17 protein-coding genes and 1 tRNA gene are annotated in these 19,005 nt (G+C 63.4%); 9 read left to right on the top strand and 9 right to left on the bottom strand.

What is annotated here, in order from left to right; translation table 11 throughout:
* Window positions 1-312 precede the first annotated feature (312 nt).
* The 5 genes from ACX80A_RS12870 to ACX80A_RS12850 all read left to right on the top strand — a co-directional run bounded on the left by ACX80A_RS12870 (window position 313) and on the right by ACX80A_RS12850 (window position 5,712).
* On the top strand, window positions 313-834 hold the full coding sequence (locus ACX80A_RS12870; protein WP_459260134.1) for a GNAT family N-acetyltransferase: 522 nt from the start codon (window positions 313-315) through the stop codon (window positions 832-834).
* Between the two features lie 88 nt (window positions 835-922).
* Window positions 923-995 (top strand) — tRNA-Leu (locus tag ACX80A_RS12865).
* A gap of 244 nt (window positions 996-1,239) precedes the next feature.
* A complete protein-coding gene (locus ACX80A_RS12860) occupies window positions 1,240-2,460 on the top strand; it encodes a P-loop NTPase family protein (protein WP_459260133.1) in 1,221 nt (406 codons plus the stop codon).
* The gene (locus tag ACX80A_RS12855) at window positions 2,457-4,154 is read left to right on the top strand and encodes an ABC transporter transmembrane domain-containing protein (RefSeq protein ID WP_459260132.1); all 1,698 of its coding nucleotides are present in this window, start codon (window positions 2,457-2,459) and stop codon (window positions 4,152-4,154) included. The genes ACX80A_RS12860 and ACX80A_RS12855 overlap by 4 nt, the downstream gene beginning before the upstream one ends.
* A 175-nt stretch (window positions 4,155-4,329) precedes the next feature.
* Window positions 4,330-5,712: an ABC transporter substrate-binding protein gene (locus ACX80A_RS12850; protein WP_459260131.1), complete on the top strand. Its 1,383-nt coding sequence runs from the start codon at window positions 4,330-4,332 to the stop codon at window positions 5,710-5,712.
* A 212-nt stretch (window positions 5,713-5,924) separates the two neighbouring features.
* Here ACX80A_RS12850 and ACX80A_RS12845 read toward each other — a convergent pair whose 3' ends face one another.
* The 4 genes from ACX80A_RS12845 to ACX80A_RS12830 form a co-directional block, all read right to left on the bottom strand.
* The gene (locus tag ACX80A_RS12845; protein ID WP_343878864.1) at window positions 5,925-6,665 is read right to left on the bottom strand and encodes an ABC transporter ATP-binding protein; all 741 of its coding nucleotides are present in this window, start codon (window positions 6,663-6,665) and stop codon (window positions 5,925-5,927) included.
* On the bottom strand, window positions 6,662-7,678 hold the full coding sequence (locus ACX80A_RS12840; protein WP_459260141.1) for an ABC transporter ATP-binding protein: 1,017 nt from the start codon (window positions 7,676-7,678) through the stop codon (window positions 6,662-6,664). Before ACX80A_RS12840 ends, ACX80A_RS12845 begins: the two co-directional genes overlap by 4 nt.
* 119 nt (window positions 7,679-7,797) lie before the next feature.
* Entirely contained in the window at window positions 7,798-8,778 is a 981-nt protein-coding gene (locus tag ACX80A_RS12835) for a branched-chain amino acid ABC transporter permease (protein ID WP_459260129.1), read from the bottom strand.
* 11 nt (window positions 8,779-8,789) lie between these two features.
* Window positions 8,790-10,145, bottom strand: coding sequence for a branched-chain amino acid ABC transporter permease (locus tag ACX80A_RS12830; RefSeq protein ID WP_459260128.1), 1,356 nt, complete (start codon window positions 10,143-10,145; stop codon window positions 8,790-8,792).
* Window positions 10,146-10,397: 252 nt separating this feature from the next.
* Between ACX80A_RS12830 and ACX80A_RS12825 the strand changes: the two genes are divergently transcribed.
* Window positions 10,398-11,267, top strand: a complete 870-nt coding sequence (locus ACX80A_RS12825; RefSeq protein WP_459260127.1) for a Bax inhibitor-1/YccA family protein — start codon at window positions 10,398-10,400, stop codon at window positions 11,265-11,267.
* Between the two features lie 95 nt (window positions 11,268-11,362).
* Here ACX80A_RS12825 and galK read toward each other — a convergent pair whose 3' ends face one another.
* From galK to ACX80A_RS12810, 3 genes are read right to left on the bottom strand one after another with little or no spacing between them, the layout of a single operon-like run.
* Window positions 11,363-12,529 carry a galactokinase gene (gene galK, locus ACX80A_RS12820; RefSeq protein WP_459260126.1) on the bottom strand — a complete coding sequence of 389 codons (1,167 nt, stop codon included), beginning with the start codon at window positions 12,527-12,529 and terminating at the stop codon, window positions 11,363-11,365.
* On the bottom strand, window positions 12,526-13,671 hold the full coding sequence (gene galT, locus ACX80A_RS12815) for a galactose-1-phosphate uridylyltransferase (RefSeq protein ID WP_459260125.1): 1,146 nt from the start codon (window positions 13,669-13,671) through the stop codon (window positions 12,526-12,528). Before galT ends, galK begins: the two co-directional genes overlap by 4 nt.
* Before the next feature lie 8 nt (window positions 13,672-13,679).
* Window positions 13,680-14,501 carry a DeoR/GlpR family DNA-binding transcription regulator gene (locus tag ACX80A_RS12810; protein WP_459260124.1) on the bottom strand — a complete coding sequence of 274 codons (822 nt, stop codon included), beginning with the start codon at window positions 14,499-14,501 and terminating at the stop codon, window positions 13,680-13,682.
* 141 nt (window positions 14,502-14,642) lie between these two features.
* Here ACX80A_RS12810 and ACX80A_RS12805 point away from each other — a divergent pair, with 141 nt between their 5' ends.
* From ACX80A_RS12805 to ACX80A_RS12795, 3 genes are read left to right on the top strand one after another with little or no spacing between them, the layout of a single operon-like run.
* Window positions 14,643-15,896, top strand: coding sequence for an AI-2E family transporter (locus tag ACX80A_RS12805; protein ID WP_459260123.1), 1,254 nt, complete (start codon window positions 14,643-14,645; stop codon window positions 15,894-15,896).
* Window positions 15,889-17,142: a threonine ammonia-lyase gene (gene ilvA / locus ACX80A_RS12800; RefSeq protein WP_459260122.1), complete on the top strand. Its 1,254-nt coding sequence runs from the start codon at window positions 15,889-15,891 to the stop codon at window positions 17,140-17,142. Before ACX80A_RS12805 ends, ilvA begins: the two co-directional genes overlap by 8 nt.
* Entirely contained in the window at window positions 17,139-17,741 is a 603-nt protein-coding gene (locus ACX80A_RS12795; RefSeq protein WP_459260121.1) for a rhomboid family intramembrane serine protease, read from the top strand. Before ilvA ends, ACX80A_RS12795 begins: the two co-directional genes overlap by 4 nt.
* Before the next feature lie 16 nt (window positions 17,742-17,757).
* On the opposite strand, the gene greA is transcribed toward ACX80A_RS12795, so the two are convergent.
* Both greA and ACX80A_RS12785 read right to left on the bottom strand, forming a co-directional pair.
* Window positions 17,758-18,255, bottom strand: a complete 498-nt coding sequence (greA, locus tag ACX80A_RS12790) for a transcription elongation factor GreA (protein ID WP_459260120.1) — start codon at window positions 18,253-18,255, stop codon at window positions 17,758-17,760.
* Window positions 18,256-18,510: 255 nt separating this feature from the next.
* A complete protein-coding gene (locus tag ACX80A_RS12785) occupies window positions 18,511-18,957 on the bottom strand; it encodes a DUF4307 domain-containing protein (RefSeq protein ID WP_459260119.1) in 447 nt (148 codons plus the stop codon).
* Between the last annotated feature and the right edge of the window lie 48 nt (window positions 18,958-19,005).

Here is a 19,005-nt window from a genome sequence, read left to right as displayed (position 1 = left end):
CGAACCCGGGACCATCATCGCGATTTCCCCTGCCGGGGAAACCTACCTCACCAAACCAGACCCACCACCAACACCACCAACACCATCACCGGAAACCCCACCACCCTTCTAGGGTGAAGTTGACAGTGGAGCCCACCTCAACGGCCTTGACCTGCATCGCCTGCGGCTATAGCCCTGTCAGGCGTTGCTATCCGGATTGAACCGGCACCTGGTGTGAGCCCCCACTGTGACGATGTTCCGACGTCCCGAAACAGGTCTGTCTCTTCGGCCATAAGATTCCGCCCTCGTCGCCTCACGACTAACCTTGACGGAATGAAGCTCTCGATTCGCTCTGAGACCTTTGCCGACCACGGGTTGATCTTTGACGTACTGGCGGCCGCGTTCCGTTCGCACTCCGGGCCGATCACCGAACCCCTCGAGGTGGGCCTCACCCGCGAACTGTTCGCCAGCGCTGCCTACCTGCCCGAACTTTCGCTGGTTGCCGAAAAGGCCGGAACTGTGGTCGGCTTCGTGATGACCACGCGTGGCTGGATCGGTTTGGAGCCATCCCTCGGGCTGGGCCCTATCGGGGTGCACCCCGAGGCGCAACGCCTGGGGATAGGGGCGGCTTTGATGAGGGAAACCATCACGTGCGCCGAAACGCTTGGTGAAACGTCTATCGCTTTGTTCGGCGCCCCGGCGTTCTACAGTCGCTTTGGGTTCGGCCCAGCGTCCGGGAGCGGCGTGCTGGCACCGGATCCATCCTGGGGCGACTATTTCATGATCAGGACCCTGGGCGGGGCCAGCACGGGCCGGGGGACATTCGCTTACGCTGCGCCGTTCACGCGCATCTAGCGGTGTCGCAGGAAGCTTTCGCTGCCGCGCTCGATCACGTTCCCGCTCGCGATCACGTATTGTGGGGGAGACGATTCAGCCCGTCAGCGCCCCAGTAGCCCAATGGCAGAGGCACCAGACTTAAAATCTGTTCAGTGTCAGTTCGAGTCTGACCTGGGGCACCGCTCTACGTTCCTGCCATCCACTTGTGGCCAACGAAAATTTCAGAGGACCGACCTGTCGGCATTTTCCTGCTGAGACCATTTTGAACCGCCCTCTGCTGTGCCGATGACCCGGCGCCGGGTAAGTGAATTTCTCATGAAATGCTGATAAGAAGACTCTCATCTGTGTCTCATGATCATCTTTTCTTAGCATCCTTAACTGGAGTGACTGCCACCCTCCTATCTCCCGCTAAGGAGCTTCATCATGACTTCAACCGTTGACCCAGTAAGTTTGACCATTTCCGAACCCCTTGCCGCTGCAACCGAGGAATCACTCGGAGAGCTGGCAAACAAACCGAACGTTGCGCGAACGGTGGGGGTGGCGAAGAAGGTGCACGACACAGGTACCGACTGCGCAATGCCGGTTGACGCCGAGCGGTTACAGCAGGCAAAGAGGGCCTATACGACGCGCTTTCTGTCCGCGTCGCTGGACGAGGACGCGAGTGGGTACCTGCTTCGCCAGGACGCTCCCCACCCCGGGGACATTGTTTTGGCGCGCGTAGTCGAGCTTGGTTCACACCTCAAACTGGAAAGCCCAGTCTCGCGCCGACAGACGATATTCGTGGGGGATGAGATCCTCGTCGCTTATGGCAACCGGTACGCGCCCGACCAGTTCCTTGCAGAGGTTCCAGGGGATCTTGACCAGTGCCAGCTCGTTGCCGGCGGCGGCGTCGCTGGGAAGGTTCTCGAGCAGCACGCCGGGATGAAGGAGGCCACCACCATCCAGCCTATCGGCCTACTTGCCACGACCGAAGGAGTTCTCAACCTGAGACACTTTGCCCCGGCCGATGGACCTACCGCACCCGCTGGTGCCAGAAAACCGACGGTTGTCGCGGTGCTGGGTACCTCCATGAATTCAGGAAAATCCACCACCCTCGCGTGCCTCGTGAACGGTTTGACCAGTGCTGGGCTGAGCGTGTCGGCGGGCAAGGCGACGGGTACTGGATCAGGCAATGACCCGCGATTGTTTACTGATGCTGGAGCACGTCTGGTACTGGATTTCACGGATTTCGGTTACCCGACGACCTTCAGGCTTCAATACACGGAGGTGCGTAACCTTCTCGTCAGGCTGATTGCACGGTTGAGCAGGGAGGAGACGGACGTCATCGTCGTGGAGATTGCTGATGGTGTGTACCAGGGCGAGACGGCGCGACTGCTCGCCGACCCAATTTTTCACGGCCTGGTCGATCATGTCCTATTTTCTGCAGCTGACGCACTCGGTGCGTCAGCGGGCGTTCAGGTACTGCGCGAGAGCGGGGTGGAGGTCGCAGCAGTTTCTGGGTTGCTCACAGCCTCTCCGATGGCCACCGCGGAAGCCACGGCGGTACTCGAGATCCCGGTCATCAACACCTTTGATCTCTGTCAGGCTGAGGTTGCGCGACGGATCGTGCCGATGACTCAGCCCGTGGTGGCGCAGGCATCGTGAACGCTGCAAGTGACGCCGAGCTGGCTTCGGCGGGGCTGCCAAAACTCGTCGAACGGGATCGGAGAAGCATTCTTGCCCTGCTCATCGGCACAGGATTGCTGATGGCGGGTCTGGCCGGGCTGACGGCCTGGTTTATGACGATACTGCTTGGCGGAGGCACGGAACCCTACGTGGCCTTCCTCGCGGGAACAGGTCTCGTCACTGTGGCCTGCGGGATCGGAGGTCTCCGATCGGTTGAGCGCGTGCTGGCTGAGCGCCTCGGTCAAAGCTACATCCAGCAGATCAGGCTCAAACTCGTCGACGCGGCCCTTACCGCGGAGAAGCCCCCGCCATCTGGCATCACAATCGCCAGGGCCACCAATGACCTGACCAGCGTCCGCAACTGGGTGGCGCTGGGCATAGCGCCCCTCACGGTTGGCATTCCGATGATTCTGGGGTCTGCCCTGGGTCTGGGGCTCCTCAGCCCCGTCCTTGCCCTCGCCGCTCTGGTCCCCCTAACAGTTCTGGCCGGGTTGATGGTGGTCCTAGCTCATGCGGCATTCGACCGAGCGAAGATCGTCAGACGCAAGCGGGGTCGGCTCGCGTCGCTGCTCGCGGACACCGTTGCAGCGGCACCCGCCATCAAAGCGGCAAGCGGGGAGAGGCGTGAGTTGCGCCGCATTGGCAAGGCCGGTCAGGAGGTTGTCGATGCGGCGGTCGACCGTTCGCGGATTACCGGTCGCATCCGTGGTTCCGCCGCGGCGGCAGCGGCACTTGCTGTTGCCGCAGTCGGAATTGTTGGGGTTTGGCAGTCGATTGACACGGCCTCCATCGCTGGCGCGTTGACGATCGTTGGCCTAATGTCTGCGCCTGTCAACGACCTGGGGCGCGTTGTTGAATACCGCCAGAATTTCAAGGCCGCACGCCGGATCCTAGGCCCGGCGCTCAACCACGCCAAAGCGCCTAACCGGGACCAGTCACCGACAGGCCAAGCAGGGAACCCCATGCGACAACTATCACAGCGCCTTCCTGAGGGCGATGGTGTGGTTTCCGTCGTCGGTCCGTCGGCGTGTGGTGCCTGCGCAGCTCCGACGTTGCGTGCCGCGCCAGGGGATCTGGTGGTCGTCGAAGCTGCCGACCCGGCACGCGTCGACGCCGTCTTCACAGCTCTGCTGGGCTTGCGAGATGCAGCGTCAGTGGCTGTGAGCGTCGATGGCATTGATCTTTTGTCCGCGCGCCCCGAGCAGAGACGGCAATTGGTGGGCTACGCCTCCGCGGGCTCCTATCTTGAGCGGGGAACGATTGAACGTGCCGTCCGGTATCGCAGGCCGGACCTACACCCCGATGAAGGGAGACGCGCGCTGGAACGCGTCGGCCTGTCGAAAACCATCGACGCCCTGCCCAAGGGCTCCCGCACTCAACTGCGCCGCGGGGGTGAGCCCCTGACCGTCTCGGAGCGGGCGCGACTAGTGTTAGCCCGGGCGGCCCTGGCCTTCCCACCCTTGCTTGTGCTCAACAGGATTGACACCGAGCTGGACGATGACGGTCTGACCTCATTGAGGGACCTTATTAGCGACTACCCCGGAGTGATACTCCTGGCACCCGGGCAACCCGGCGGCGCGACTCTGCCCAGCCCCGGACGTAAAACGGTGATGTGGTCGCTTGACTGCCACAACCTCGTGGCGGACACCCATCAGGGCAGCGCTGCAGATTAGCGGTCCCGGGACCTATCTGAAAGAGGGCGGGAGCCTTCCTGTGACGAGAGTTACAAGGATGTGACCGTAATTGCTTAGTTTCGACACTTTTTTGCATTAGCTTTTCTACATATCAGGAACACCTGGTGATCGCATCAAAGGCACAGAATGCCTTTCGGTCGAGGAGAAAACATACATGACTGCAACACGCAACTCCGTGCGGTTCGGCATTGGGGACAATGCACCGCGCGTGGCGAAGGTCGCTGCCTTGGGGCTGGGCATCGCGCTCTTTGCATCTGCCTGCGGCGGATCGACTCCTGAAGGAGACGGCGGCGAAAGCTCAGCCGCACCCGCCGCAACCGGGCTTAGTTGTCCGGAGAGCCAGGGCGGCGAAGCGCCCGAGGCTAACCCGAAGGGTGACCCGTCCGCTGTCCCCGAGGCAACCACAACTTCCGACACACCTTTGGTGCTGGGAACGCTGCTCCCCACCACGGGTGCTCTGGCGTTCCTCGGCCCACCGGAAATCGCTGGCACTAACCTGGCAATCCAGGAGATCAACGAGGCCGGCGGCGTGCTCGGACAGGATGCCGAGATCATCCACCGCGACTCGGGTGACACCACCACTGACATTGCCACGCAGTCCGTCACTGACCTCCTGTCTCAGGACGTCAGCGGCATCATTGGCGCTGCTTCGTCCGGTGTCTCGCGTACGGTGATCAACCAGATCACCGGTGCCGGTGTCATCCAGATGTCCCCGGCCAACACGGCTCCCGACTTTACCGACTGGGACGACAACGGACTGTATTGGCGGACTGCACCGGCAGACGTGCTCCAGGGAGGCATCCTCGGCAACTACATCATGGAATGCGGCGCTCAGACCGTGGGCATGATTGTTCTCAACGACGCGTACGGCACCGGACTGCAGGGATTTATTACCGACGCTGTCGAAAGCGCTGGCGGACAGGTGGTCGCCAACGAGATGTTCAATGAGGGCGATTCACAGTTCAGCAGCCAGGTCGACGCGGTGGTAGCCGCTGAACCCGACGCCGTCGTCGTCATCAGCTTTGACCAGGCAGCCAGCATCGTTCCGCTGCTCACCGCGCAAGGCGTGGACCCGACCTCCATGTTCTTCGTGGACGGAAACACCAGTGACTTCAGCGAGGACCTCGACCCGGGCACCCTCGAGGGGGCCCAGGGAACCATTCCTGGCCCCTTCATCGGAGACGCCTTCCAGGAAGCACTTCTGGAAATCGATCCCGCGCTCACTAGTTGGAGCTATGCCGGTGAAAGCTACGACGCTGTCAACCTGATCGCGCTGGCTGCTGAGGCGGCAGGGTCAACCGACGGTGAGACCATCGCTGCGGAACTGCAGGGAGTGTCACAGGAGGGCGAGAAGTGCTTCGACTTCGCGGCCTGCGTGACTCTGTTGCGTGAGGGTGGAGACATCGACTACGACGGTATCTCCGGTCCGATCAGCTTTGACGAAAACGGTGACCCCACTGAGGCATTCATCGGGATCTACGCATTCGACGGCGACAACGTCCCGCAGCCGAGCCGCTCCGAAACAGGAAAGCTCTAAGCGGACCAGCCAGTCCAACTGAATAAACGCACCGCAAAACGGTCGTTGCAACTCCCGAAACACTGGTAGTTGCGGCGACCGTTTTGCGGTGCTCTCTTGCGGTTACGTGCCTGCGGGGGAGCAACCTGGACAGGATGGGCCGCCAAGATGCCCGCCAACGCACAACGCCCGGCTGGAATCCCAGCCGGGCGTCTTGCGGTATCGACTGCCTGCTATGCGGTGTCGGCGAGGGTGCCCAAATACAGCTGGATCACCTTCGGATCCTTCATGAGCTCGCGGCCGGTCCCCGTGTAGGCGTCCTTGCCCTGATCAAGCACATACGCCCGGTCACAGATCTGGAGACACCGGCGGGCGTTCTGCTCCACCATGATCACCGAAACCCCTGCACGGTTAATCTCATGCACCCGCAGGAAGGTTTCATCCTGTTTCACCGGCGACAGCCCCGCTGAGGGCTCATCGAGCAGGAGGACCGCCGGATCCATCATGAGAGCACGACCCATCGCCACCATCTGGCGCTCACCGCCGGAGAGTGACCCTGCCCGCTGCGCCCGCCTCTTCCCCAGTTCAGGGAACAGGTCGGCGACAAAGTCGAACCGCTTCTTGAAATCCTTCGGACGCTGGTACATGCCCATCTCTAGATTTTCCTCGATGGTCAGCGACGCGAAAACGTTGTTGTTCTGGGGGACGAACCCAACTCCCTGGCTGACCAGTTTGTTGGCTTTCAACCCGGTGATGTCCTTGTCCCTCACCACTACAGTGCCGGAATGCACCTTCACCAGCCCGAACATGGCCTTCAGCAGGGTGGACTTGCCGGCACCGTTCGGGCCGATGATGCCGATCAGCTCGCCCGAGCGGGCTTCGATGCTGCACCCGTTGAGGATGTTGACGCCCGGCAGGTAGCCGGCCACCAGGTCAGTGACCTTGACCACTGATGTGCTGTTGTCCTCGCTCATGGTCGGGTCTCCTTACTGTCGGGCGTGGTATCTGGTCCGGTGGTTTCCGTTGCCGTGGTGCCCGGGTGCCCGGTCTCCGGTTGGAGACCGCCCGGGTGAGCGAGGATCCCGGCGTCGGCGGTCCCGACGACAGAGTCCTCATCCTGCGCGAGCTCCACCTCAAGCATCTCCACGCCCTTCGAATCGCCGAGGTCGACGTCGTGATGGGCACCCAGGTAGGCGTCGATCACCGCTTTGTCCTTCATGACCACCTCTGGCGGCCCTTCGGCGACGATCTTTCCCTCAGCCATCACCACCACCCAGTCGGCGATGTGACGGACCATATGCATGTCGTGCTCGACGAAAAGGACGGTCATGCCCTCTGCCTTGAGATTCTTGATATGGTCCAGCAACGACTGGGTCAGTGCCGGATTCACCCCAGCCATCGGCTCATCCAGCATGACAAGTACCGGCTTGACCATCAGGGCCCGCGCCATTTCGAGCAGTTTGCGCTGACCGCCGGACAGCGACGCCGCGTAGTCGTCCTTCTTGGCATCGAGTTTGAACTTCGTCAACAGGACGTCGGCCTGTTCGGTGATTTCCTTCTCCCGCTTGCCCCACATCCCCTTGAACAAGGCACGCGCGAGGCTCTCGCCAGGCTGGCCCGTGGCGCCGAGCCGCATGTTTTCCATGACGCTCAGCTTGCCCATCACCTTGGTGAGCTGGAAGGTGCGGACCATTCCCATCCTGGCCACCTTGTAGGAGGGCACACCGGCGATACTGCGATCGTCGAACCGCCACTGCCCACTGTTGGGGGTATCGAACCCGGTCAACAGGTTGAACAGCGTGGTCTTTCCTGCACCGTTGGGGCCGATCAGCGCGGTGATCTTGTTGCGGGGCACTTCAAGGTACTCGACGTCGACGGCGTTCATCCCGCCGAAGCTTCGGGTCACTTTCTCGGCGACCAAAATGGGATCCCTTTTTTTGCAGCCTGGCCCCGTCTCGCCCGCAGCGATATCGCGTGAATCGGTCATGTAGTCAACCGGTGCGGCAACTTCACCCACAGCGTTCGCCGACCTCGCCGCCACAGCTGCGCTGTGCTTGGGGGGACGCTGGTCCCCGGTGGTATTCGGCTGCGGTTCCTGTGGTTCGGTCATGCGAACGCCAGCTCCTTCTTGTTACCCAGGACGCCCTGGGGTCTAAACACCATCAGCAGCATCAGGGCAACACCTACGAGGATGTACCGCAGCTGGCCGGCCTGCACGTTGGACAGGAAGGTAATGGCTCCAATTTCGATTGCTCCATACAACAGACCCTGGGTCAGCGACAGGACCACCCAGAAGATCATCGCGCCGATCACCGGGCCGAGAACCGTTGCCATGCCACCGAGCAGGAGGCAGGTGTATAGGAAGAATGTTAGTTCGGTGGCGTAGTTGGCAGGCTGCACAGCACCACGGGGGAGGGTGAAGATCATGCCGGCCAGGGACCCGAGCAGGCCGCCAATGACGAGGGCCTGCATCTTGTAGGCGTAGACGTTCTTGCCCAGGGCGCGCACAGCATTTTCGTCCTCCCTGATTCCCTTCAGGACCCGGCCCCACGGGCTGCGCATAAGCAACCAGACGGTCAGGCAGGCAAGGGCCACAACGGTCCAGCCCACGATCCTGATCCACAGGTCGCGCTCGTTCATCGCGATCGGTCCCACATTGTAGGACCCCGGTGCCAGCGGGTTCAATGCGAAGAAGCCATTCTCGAAGTTGGCCAGTCCGTTGGCTGACCCAGTGACATCCGTCAGTCCGTTGGTGGTCACGATGTACCTGACGATCTCTGCTGCGGCAATGGTGACGATCGCCAGATAATCGGCCCGCAGACGAAGCGTGGGGATACCCAGGAGGAGAGCGAACAGCACCGAAGCCGTCAGCGCCACCAGGACGGCGACCGGCAGGGGGGCGTTGAACGTCAGCGTCGAGATGGCGTAGCCGTAGGCGCCGACCGCCATGAAGCCGGCCTGGCCAAAGTTCAGTAGACCAGAGTAGCCAAAGTGGACGGCCAGACCGAGGGCGGCCAGTGCGTAGGCGGCGGTGGTGGGGCTGATCATTTCGCCGAAGGCGAGTGCAAGTATATTTCCGAAATCCATGGTGTGAGCCCCTAACCGACGCGCTCTTTGCGGCCGAGGATACCCTGCGGCCGGAACAGAAGGACCAGAATCATGATTAGAAGCGCACCCACATATTTGAGGTCGGCCTCCAGCCAGATGGTGGAGATTTCAACGAACAGTCCCACGATGATGGACCCGATGAGAGCGCCGAACACGGTGCCGAGGCCGCCAAGGACGACGCCGGCGAAGATGAGCAGCAGGATCTGCTGACCCATATTGAATGAGACCCCGGGACGGTAGTACGCCCAAAGGATGCCGCCGAGTGCAGCAAGGGCGCCACCAACCATCCAGACGATCCGGATCACCCGGTCCACGTCGATGCCTGACGCGGCTGCCAAAGCCGGGTTGTCCGAGACGGCCCGGGTGGCCTTACCGATGCGGGTGCGAAGCAGGAGGAACCCGACGAGCAGAATGATCACCAGCGAGATCAGCAGCGAATTGAGGTTGTTTTGGGAAATGGAGACCGGGCCGAAGTCCAGGCGGGCGCTTTGGGCGCCGGGCAGTTGCTGGGTAGCGCCACCGAAATTGAACTGAATGATGTACCGCAGGGCCAGCGCGAGCCCAATGCTGACGATCATCATGGGGACCAGCCCCGTACCGCGGCGTCGCAGCGGCTTCCACAGACCAGCATCCTGCACCCAGCCGAGCAGGGCCCCACAAAGCACCGCCAGGGGGATGGCAACGAAGACGGGCAACCCCAGGGCAGCAAACCCGAAGGCGACGACAGCGCCAAAGGTGACCATCTCGCCGTGGGCGAAGTTGGTCAGTCCGGTGGTACCGAAAATCAGGGATAAACCGACGGCGCTGAGAGCGAGCAGCAAGCCGAAGCTCAGCCCTGCAAGGGAACGCTCAGCGAGTGTGTCCCAGAAGCTGGTGGTATTCGTGACGATTCCCTCGCCAAAAAGGAACAGCGTGGTGACGTTGGAGGTCCCGGTGAAGGTGACGGTGCGGGGGTTGGCTTGTCCCTCAGCCAGAGCTGTGCCCTCGGGGAGGCTCTCCTCGACGAGGGTCACCTCGTAGGCGCCCTGCTCCGGGACACCGACGGACCAGGATCCGTTGGCGGCTGAGGTGGTTTCGCCCTCGAACCCGTTGCCCGTCACCGAGATGGTGACGTCCGGAAGGGGGCCGTCGGCGTTCCTGAGAACGCCGCTGATCCGATCCGTGAACTCCTGTGCCACGATCTGGCCAGCAGGAACTGATGACGATACCAGCGTGCTGGGAGTGGTGGCAGGGGTCCCTGGGTGGTATCCCTGGGCTGCAGGGGCGCTGAGCAGCAGGATGGCTATGACGCCGGCTGTGAAAGCCAGCAGCCTCCTGATCCACGCGGGCGTCGGACGGGTTATCAAGTTATGAACCTCACTATGGGGCTGCCCCACCGGCGATCCGGCGGAGCAAGGACGGCTTGTGACACATGTCACCGAGTGTGAGTTCATGTTACCCGTGCAGTGTTTCGCCCGGTACCCAAATGGCTACCGGCGGGTAGCGATTAGATAACGACTGTTGTGAGGCGCTCTGCTGCAAGGGAACAAAATGCCCCAGGGAGCGTTGAAATTGGTAAGGTTAAACACACATTCAGCCCCATTGGAGGACTAGTTCACATGGCACTAGGCGGTAACCCAGTATTCAACGGAAAGAACTTCCGTTCCGCTGCACGCGGCGACAATCCGGCCGGCAACAGATCAGCAGGGTTCGGAGCCACGGCACTCGCTGGCCAAAGCGCGATGAGCACCACCCAAATGGAGGACCTGTACAACCAGCCGTCAGCCAGCCCCTCAGAGCTGGGGCGAATGACCTTCGACGACGTCATCGTCAAGACGATCCTGTCCATCGGCGTCGTTTTGCTGGGTGCGGCAGTTCCAGCGTTCCTGTTCCCGGGTCTTGCGGTGCCGCTGATGGTGGTCGGCATGATCGGCGGACTGGTCCTCGGGCTGGTCAACTCGTTCAAGCGCGAGCCAGTCCCAGCGCTGATCCTTGGCTACGCGTTCCTTGAGGGCCTATTCGTCGGCGGTCTCACCATGATCCTCGAGGCGATGTACCCGAACATTGCCCTGCAGGCGCTGCTCGGCACGCTGACCGTCTTCGCTGTCACCCTGGTGCTATTCAGGAGCGGCAAGGTGCGGGCATCGCCCAAGGGCATGAAGATCTTCATGATTGCGATCATCGGCTACGCCGCGTTCAGCCTGATCAACCTCGGCTTGATGCTCTTCGGTGTCAGCCAGGATCCCTGGGGCCTCCGCGGCGCGAACATCCCCGGTACTGACATCCCCTTCGGGTTGGTCATCGGAATCTTTGCGATTGGCCTTGCGGCGTTCTCACTGGTCATCGACTTCACTTCGATCAGCGTCGGCGTGCGGAACGGTGCCCCGCAGAAGTACTCGTGGACTGCGGCCTTCGGCCTCACCGTCACCCTGGTCTGGCTGTACGTGGAGTTCATCCGCGTCATCGCCATCATGCGTGGCAACGAGTAATCACAGCACCACCGGAGCTTGAAAGGACGGCGTTCGCAGCGACTGCTGCGGGCGCCGTCCCCTTTAGGGCGGCCGATTTTGGTGAACCGGAGCGTTTAGGCGATGCGCCTGGCTCCGTCGGCCGGCAGCACCGCGAAGATCGAGGGGGCAGCGTATCCTGCTGCGCCGAAGGCCTCCTCCACGGCGGCGGTGACGCGTTCGACGTCGTCATCGGATGTCAGTGCGATCGCTGCGCCGCCGAACCCACCCCCGGTCATCCGGGCACCCAGGGCGCCGTTACTCCGCGCCGATTCGACGGCGAGGTCGAGTTCCGGGCAGGAAATTTCGAAGTCGTCCCGCATCGATGAATGGCTGGCGTCGAGCAACTGTCCAATCGCCGTCGGGCCCTTGGTGGCCAGGAGCTCTACCGTTGCCTCAACCCGCGCATTTTCGGTCACCACATGGCGGACTCGGCGGAACGTTTCCTCGTCGAGAGTACCGGCGGCCTCTGCCAGGTCTGCTACCCGCAGGTCGCGCAGCGTGGACACCCTCATCAGTTCGGCACCGCGCTCACAGGATCTGCGTCGGTCCGCGTAGCCGCCGGTTGAATGCGAATGACTGACCCGCGTATCGATGACCAGGAGGGTCAGCCCCGCCTCGGCGAGAGGGAGAGGCACCAGTTGGGCCTCAAGACTGCGGCAGTCGAGGAACACTGCGTGCCCGGATTGGCCGAGCAGCGACGCCGACTGGTCCATTACACCGGTTGGCGCACCGACCATTTCGTTCTCGGCCCGCTGGCCCACCAGCGCCAGTTTGGGGGCCGTTAACCCGATGCCCGCCAGGTCATTGGCTGCCACGGCGACGGCGCACTCGATAGCCGCCGATGAGGACAGGCCGGCCCCCACCGGAACGTTTGAGTCGATGAGCAGGTCCAGCCCGGACAACCGATGCCCCAATTGCTCCAGCGACCACAGGACCCCCAGCGGGTAGGCTGCCCAGCCGTCGACGCTGCCCGGCTGCAGGCCGTCGAGCTCGACCGTCACGTCGCCGCCGCCGCTGAAGGTCGACGCCACCCGGACCGTCCGGTCTGTCCGGAGGGCAGCCGCAACGCGCGTTGACTGGTTGATGGCAAAGGGCAGCACGAAGCCCGAGTTGTAGTCGGTGTGCTCCCCGATCAGGTTCACCCGGCCGGGTGCCGACCAGACACCCGCCGGTTTGCTGCCGAACCGTTCGAGGAAGGCTGCTGCGAGATCGGTCGCTGGCGGCGTCACGGGAGGCTTCATGGGGTTTCCTTCACTGTCGGCCTGGCGGCGTGCGTTGGCCCGGCCGCAGACCGGAGGTTGGCCGCCACCTGCTCGGGAGTGGTGTCGTTGATGAAGGCGCCCATGGCGGCCTCCGACCCCGCAAGGAACTTCAGCTTGTCCTCTGCCCTACGCGGGGAGGTGAGCTGCAGGTGAAGCCGGCTCGCAGGGCGCAGGGTTTTGTCAAGTGGGGCCTGGTGCCAGGCCGCAATGTAGGGGGTGGGGGTGGAATAGAGCCGGTCGACCCGTCCCAGCAGGTCCAGGTAGATGGTGGTCAGTTCGTCGCGCTCATCGTCGGCCAGGGCCGCCAGATCGGGAACCTGGCGGTGCGGTACCAGATGCACCTCCAGCGGCCAGCGGGCGGCGAATGGTACGTAGGCGCTGAAGTGTTCGCCCTCAAGGATCATGCGTTCGCCGGACTCCCGCTCCGCGGCCAGCATCCCCGCCAGCAGTGTTTCCCGCCCATCGACGGCGTCGTAATACGACCGCGCCGCCCTGGCCATGACGGCGGAGCGGGGCGGTATGAAGGGGTAGGCGTAGATTTGCCCATGCGGATGCAGGAGCGTGACGCCGATGTCTTCGCCCCGGTTCTCGAAACAGAAGACCTGACGAATCCCGTCGAGCGCCGAGAGGGCCTCCGTCCGGTGTGCCCACGCATCGACGACGGTCCGGGCACGGGCAGGGGTGAGCGACCCGAAGGAACCCTCATGGGCGGCGTCGAATGCCACCACCTCGCAGCGGCCATGCGCGGGGGCAGTGGTGCCCCACCCCGCGGTCTCGGGGAGACTGCCGAGGGAGGGCCCGAAGGAGGAAAAGCGGTTTTCGAACACGACCACCTCATAGTCCGGGGCCGGGATCTCCGACTGGTTGTGTTCGGTGGTGGGGCACAGCGGGCACTGATTCGCCGGCGGCAGATGCGTCCGGGACTGCCGGTGCGCCGCGACGGCCACCCACTCCCCGGTGAGCGCGTCGAAGCGCGCGTCACCGGTACCACCGCGCGCAGGCAGCCCCCGGGTATCAGCGACGGCGGTCGGGTCCCGGTGCAGGGCAGCGGACGCGTCCGACGCGTCGAAGTAAATCAGTTCACGACCGTCTGAGAGCCGGGTCGGGGTGATCTGGGTCATGGGGCTTCCTAGGCTGGAACGGTGTTGGGGGTGATCAGGGTGGTGTGCAGGGCCAGTTCGACAAGGGGATCGGGGGCGACGACGACGGCGTCATCCCCGGGTTGGACCTTCGTCGAACCGTCGGTGACCACACAATTGAGCTCGGACAGGTCGGCAATGTGCGCCAGACTGACCACTCCCACCTTGGTGGAGTCAGCGAGAACCACCAGCCGTGCGCAGTGCTGCGCAAAGGCACGGTTGGTGTCAGCCTCGGCCAGGTTCGGCGTCGTGATCCCGGCGGCGGAATGGATCCCGTGGACACCCATGAAGCAGATATCCACATTGAGACTGCGAACGGCCGCTGTGGCGAGGGGACCCACCAGTGCCTCCGACGGTGACCGTTCACCACCGGTGAGGAGCACGGTGATCCCGCCGTGCCGGTCTGCGGCCAGGCTGTGCAGCAGGTCGGCGGCGGGCAGCGAATTGGTCAGTACGGTCAGCGGCCCGTGCTCCGGAAGGAGAGCAGCGAGCTGGTACACGGTGGTGCCGCCTGTGAGGGCAATGGTCATCCCGGGACGGATCAGGCGGCTGGCTGCCTGCGCGATCAGTTTCTTCGCTGCCGACTGCCGGTCCGAATTGGTCGAGAAGCCCGGTTCGAGCGCGCTGAGTGCCGACGTGCGGGTCGCGCCGCCGTGGACCCGGATCAACGCACCTGCGGCGTCGAGAGCATCGATATCGCGTCGGATAGTCATGTCGGACACCCCGAACCGCTCCGCCAGCCAGGCGACGCGCACCGCCGGTTTGGACTCCAATTCGTTGACGATGGCGTCCCGGCGTTCAGCTGCCAGCATCCAACCCTCCCAATGTAACTTTTTCAAACAGTTTCAAACATATCCGATAATTGTTCGGACGACTAGGGGAAACCGTTCACCGTCGTCCCCGGGGCTGTCATCCGGCGTCATTCGGTCAGGAACGTGTGGAAAGATTGCAGCATGATTCGCCCCGCGCAGCGGAAGTCCCCGGAAGCACTTCAGGGTGCCTCCGACCACGTCCCGAAACGTGCGTTCGCCCGGGACGTCCCCTATGCGCTGAGCCTCTCGGCCGCCTGGGCCTGGCGGGTGGGGCTCATCATCCTGGTGGCCGGAGTATTGATCTGGCTCCTGGGCCACATTTCGCTCCTGATCATCCCGCTTCTCCTGGCTGGCCTCCTGGCAAGCCTACTGCTGCCGGTGATGGGTTTGCTCAGGAGGGCGAGGATTCCCAACGGTCTGGCCGTCGCCCTCACGGTGGTGGTGTTCCTCGGTCTGGTGGGGTCGATGGCGGCGCTCGCCGGACGACAGCTCGCGCTTGGGTTCGCCGACCTCTGGGATGAGGCAGTCGAGGGGATTCAGCAGGTCCAGGGCTGGCTGCATGATGGGCCGCTGGGTCTGACGACCATCCAGATAGACCAGTTCATTGACGAGGGCGCCAACGCCGTCCAAAACAACAGCGGCACCATCGTGACCGGGGTAATTTCCCTGGGGAGCAGCGCAGGCAGCTTCGGCGCTGGAGCGTTGCTGACCGTCTTCGCCCTGATTTTTTTCCTGTTGGAGGGCGAGCGGATCTGGCGTTTTATCGTTGGCCTGATGCCCCGCGACGCCCGAACTGCCGTCGACGGCGCCGGCCGCCGCGGCTGGTCGTCCATGGCCAACTACGTGCGGGTGCAGATGCTCGTCGCCTTCGTCGACGCGGTGGGCATTGGCGCCGGTGCCGCCCTGATCGGCGTCCCCCTGGCTCTGCCGCTCAGCGTCCTGGTGTTCCTCGGGTCCTTCATCCCCATCGTGGGAGCCCTGTTCACTGGGCTGGTCGCGGTGCTGTTGGCCCTGGTGGCCAACGGCTGGGTGAATGCGCTGATCATGCTCGCCATTGTGCTGCTGGTGCAGCAACTGGAGGGGCATGTCCTGCAACCGTTGATCATGGGCCCCGCGGTGTCGCTGCATCCCCTGGCCGTGGTCCTCGCGGTCGCCGGCGGAACACTGATCGCCGGCATCCCCGGGGCACTCTTCTCGGTGCCGCTCCTTGCCGTGGTGAATACCGTGGTGCGGTACATTGCTGCCCGCTCCTGGGAAACCGATCCCGCGGTGGGTGGCGTGCCGCCCCCACCCGCCGACCTCCCCGCACCGCCCGGGCACCAACCCCACATCGATCCGTATGACAGTGAAGAACCACTGACAGTGAAGCACCACGAAAGGCCCCCCAGTGACTGATCTTCTTGATCTCGCGGTGACGCTCGACGATGTCCAGGCCGCGCAGAAACTGCTGGATGGCGTCATTGCCCGCACGCCCATCGAGGAATCGAGGGCTCTGGGGCGGCTGATCGGCGCCAACGTGTCGTTGAAGTGCGAGAACCTGCAGCGGGCAGGATCGTTCAAGATCCGCGGTGCCTATGTCCGGATGGCGAGGCTCTCCGACGCCGAGCGTGTCCGGGGTGTGGTTGCCGCATCCGCCGGTAACCACGCGCAGGGGGTGGCCGTCGCTGCGGCGCGTCTCGGTATCAAGGCACGCATTTACATGCCGCTCGGTGTCGCCCTGCCCAAGCTGGCGGCGACCCGTGGCCACGGCGCGGAGGTGGTGCTGCACGGGCACAACGTGGATGAAGCGCTCGCCGAAGCCAAGCGGTACGCCGAGGAGACCGGCACCGTGTTTGTGCACCCCTTCGACAACGTTGACGTGGTAGCCGGACAGGGGACTATCGGCCTGGAAATTCTCGAACAGGTGCCCGACGTCGACACCATCCTGATGGGGGTGGGCGGCGGTGGTCTCCTGGCCGGCGTCGCTGTCGCCGTCAAGGCCCGGGCGCGCGAACTGGGGCGGGAAATCAGGATCATCGGCGTGCAGGCGGAGAACGCTGCCGCCTACCCACCGTCATTGGCGGCCGATGCGTTGGTGCCGTTGACCAAGGTGTCCACCATCGCCGATGGTATTGCCGTCGGGCGGCCGGGCCAGCTCCCCTTTTCCATCATCAGGGAACTCGTTGACGACGTTGTCACCGTCACCGAAGATTCGCTGGCGCGCGCCCTGATTTTTCTGCTCGAACGCTCCAAGATGGTGGTTGAACCCGCTGGTGCTGTGGGCGTTGCAGCGCTGCTGGATGGCAAGCTAACCGAGAACGGTGCGTCGCCCGGCAATACCGCTGTCATCCTCTCGGGCGGCAATATCGACCCCATGCTGATGCTGAAGGTCATCCAGCGCGGTCTCGCCGCGGCGGGCAGATACCTGGTGGTGCGGATGCTCCTGGATGACCGGCCGGGCTCCCTGGCCACCATTTCCCGCATCATCGCTGAATCCGATGCCAACGTGACCGGCGTCGATCACACGCGGGTGGGCGGGTCGATCAGTATGGGGGACGTCGCCATCACCATCAACATGGAAACCAAAGGTGAGGAACACTGCCATCTCATCCTGCACAACCTGCGGGCCGAAGGCTTTCAGCCCATGGTTATCGAGGGTTGAGCTTGCTCGCGGCGCGGGCCCGCAAAGGATTGCTGCTGGTCGGCGCGTTTACCGTGCTGCTCTGGGTCGTCCATCTGATCAATGTACTGACCGGTGCCCGACTGATCGGCTGGCTGGGGATCGATCCACGGGAGCTGGCGGGGCTGGACGGCGTGGTGTTTGCGCCGTTGCTGCACGCGGGATTCGGTCACCTCCTGAGCAATACGCTGCCGCTGCTGGTACTCGGGTTCCTGACGTTTCTGGAGGGGACCAGGCGCTTCGTCGTTGCGGTCGCCGCTAGCTGGCTAGCCTCGGGGCTGGGGGTGTGGATTTTTGGTGGAGGACTCACCATCGGCGCTTCGGGCGTGGTCTTTGGCTTGTTCGCCTACCTGATCGTCAGAGGCTTCTACAACCGCAGCCTCCGGCAGATCCTGCTGGCCGGCGTGCTGTTTCTGATGTACGGCTCAATCCTGTGGGGGATTCTGCCCAGCGTTGGCTCCAACGTGTCCTGGCAGGCGCACCTCTTCGGGGCGCTCGGGGGAGTCCTTGCCGCCCTGATACTGAGACGGCGGCCCGTCCCGGGTGGGACGGACCGCCGTCGGCAGTCACCGGCGCGGTAGCCGCGCCACTGCAGTTCTAGCCTACGTACGGTGTGGCCGACAGTACCTCGACGTCGATCGACTTGCCGTTCGGGGCCGTGTAGGTGACCTTGTCACCCGATTTCTTGCCCTGGATAGCTGCTCCCAGGGGAGACTTCTCGCTGTAGACGTCGATGTCGGTGTCGCCAGCGACCTCGCGGCTGCCGAGCAGGAACGTGGCGTCGTCGCCGGCAATTTTGGCGTGCACCAGCATGCCGGGCTCAACGATTCCGTTGTCCTCCGGGGCTTCGCCCACGTGGGCGCTCTCAAGCAGGGCCGTCAGCTGGCGGATGCGCGCCTCAGACTTGCCCTGTTCCTCCTTGGCTGCGTGGTAGCCGCCGTTTTCCTTCAAATCGCCCTCGGACCGGGCCTGCTCAATGCGGGCGACAACCTCGGTCCGGCCGGGACCGGACAACTGTTCCAGTTCGGCCTTGAGGCGGTCGTAGGACTCCTGGGTAAGCCATGCGACAGGTGCACTGTTGGTGGACACGGGCATCTCCTTAGCTAGGTCCGAAACCCGTCAGCTCAGTGGTTCCGGCATGGTGGCAGCCTGCACAAGGTGCTGTAAGCAGGCTCAGCAACAAATAAAGGCCCCACCCTGGGATGACCACATACACCGCTGATCACCGGTTGGGGGAGCCGAACGTCTTACCCCCAGTGTAGTCGTGATGCCCGACATATCCCAAGGGAGCGCAGGGGGGTGCGGCCTGAAACGTAGCGAAACTGAGACGTTACAGCCTTGGAGGAGGGCCTAGGACGAGGAGGGCTCTTCCAGCACCCAGCAGGCGTTGACCCCGCCGGAGACGCCTTCGGATTCGGTACGGAGCTTCGCCCGGTGCGCGGTAGTCCGTCCGCCGTCGGTCCCCTCATCGGTATCGTTGGGACCAATCTCCACCACATCCCACCCGACCACTGCATAGGTCTCGCTCAGCACCTGGACGGCGCACTGCACACTGGCGTCGGGTGCCTTGGTCACATCGAAATCCACCGTGGCATTACCGGGGTCCTGAATGCTGAAGCCAACGTCCTTGCTCGCCACCTCGGGGATAGATGTCTGGAGGCTAAACAGGGCCGTGGCGACCACAGCGACCGCCAGAGTGGCCCAAATGATCCGCTTCCTGGTCCGCCCGGGAATTCCCGGCTTGGGGGTGCCGTAGCGATTGGCTACTCTTGATACTGGCGGTTGGTTGGTATCCATCGCACCCCATTTTATCCCCGCCGGATTTTATTGCCTAAAGCGATAGCC

The organism is Arthrobacter sp. TMN-50 (assembly GCF_054511125.1).
Note: the sequence above shows the minus strand (reverse complement) of the source record. Positions and strands in the feature narration are given on the sequence as shown.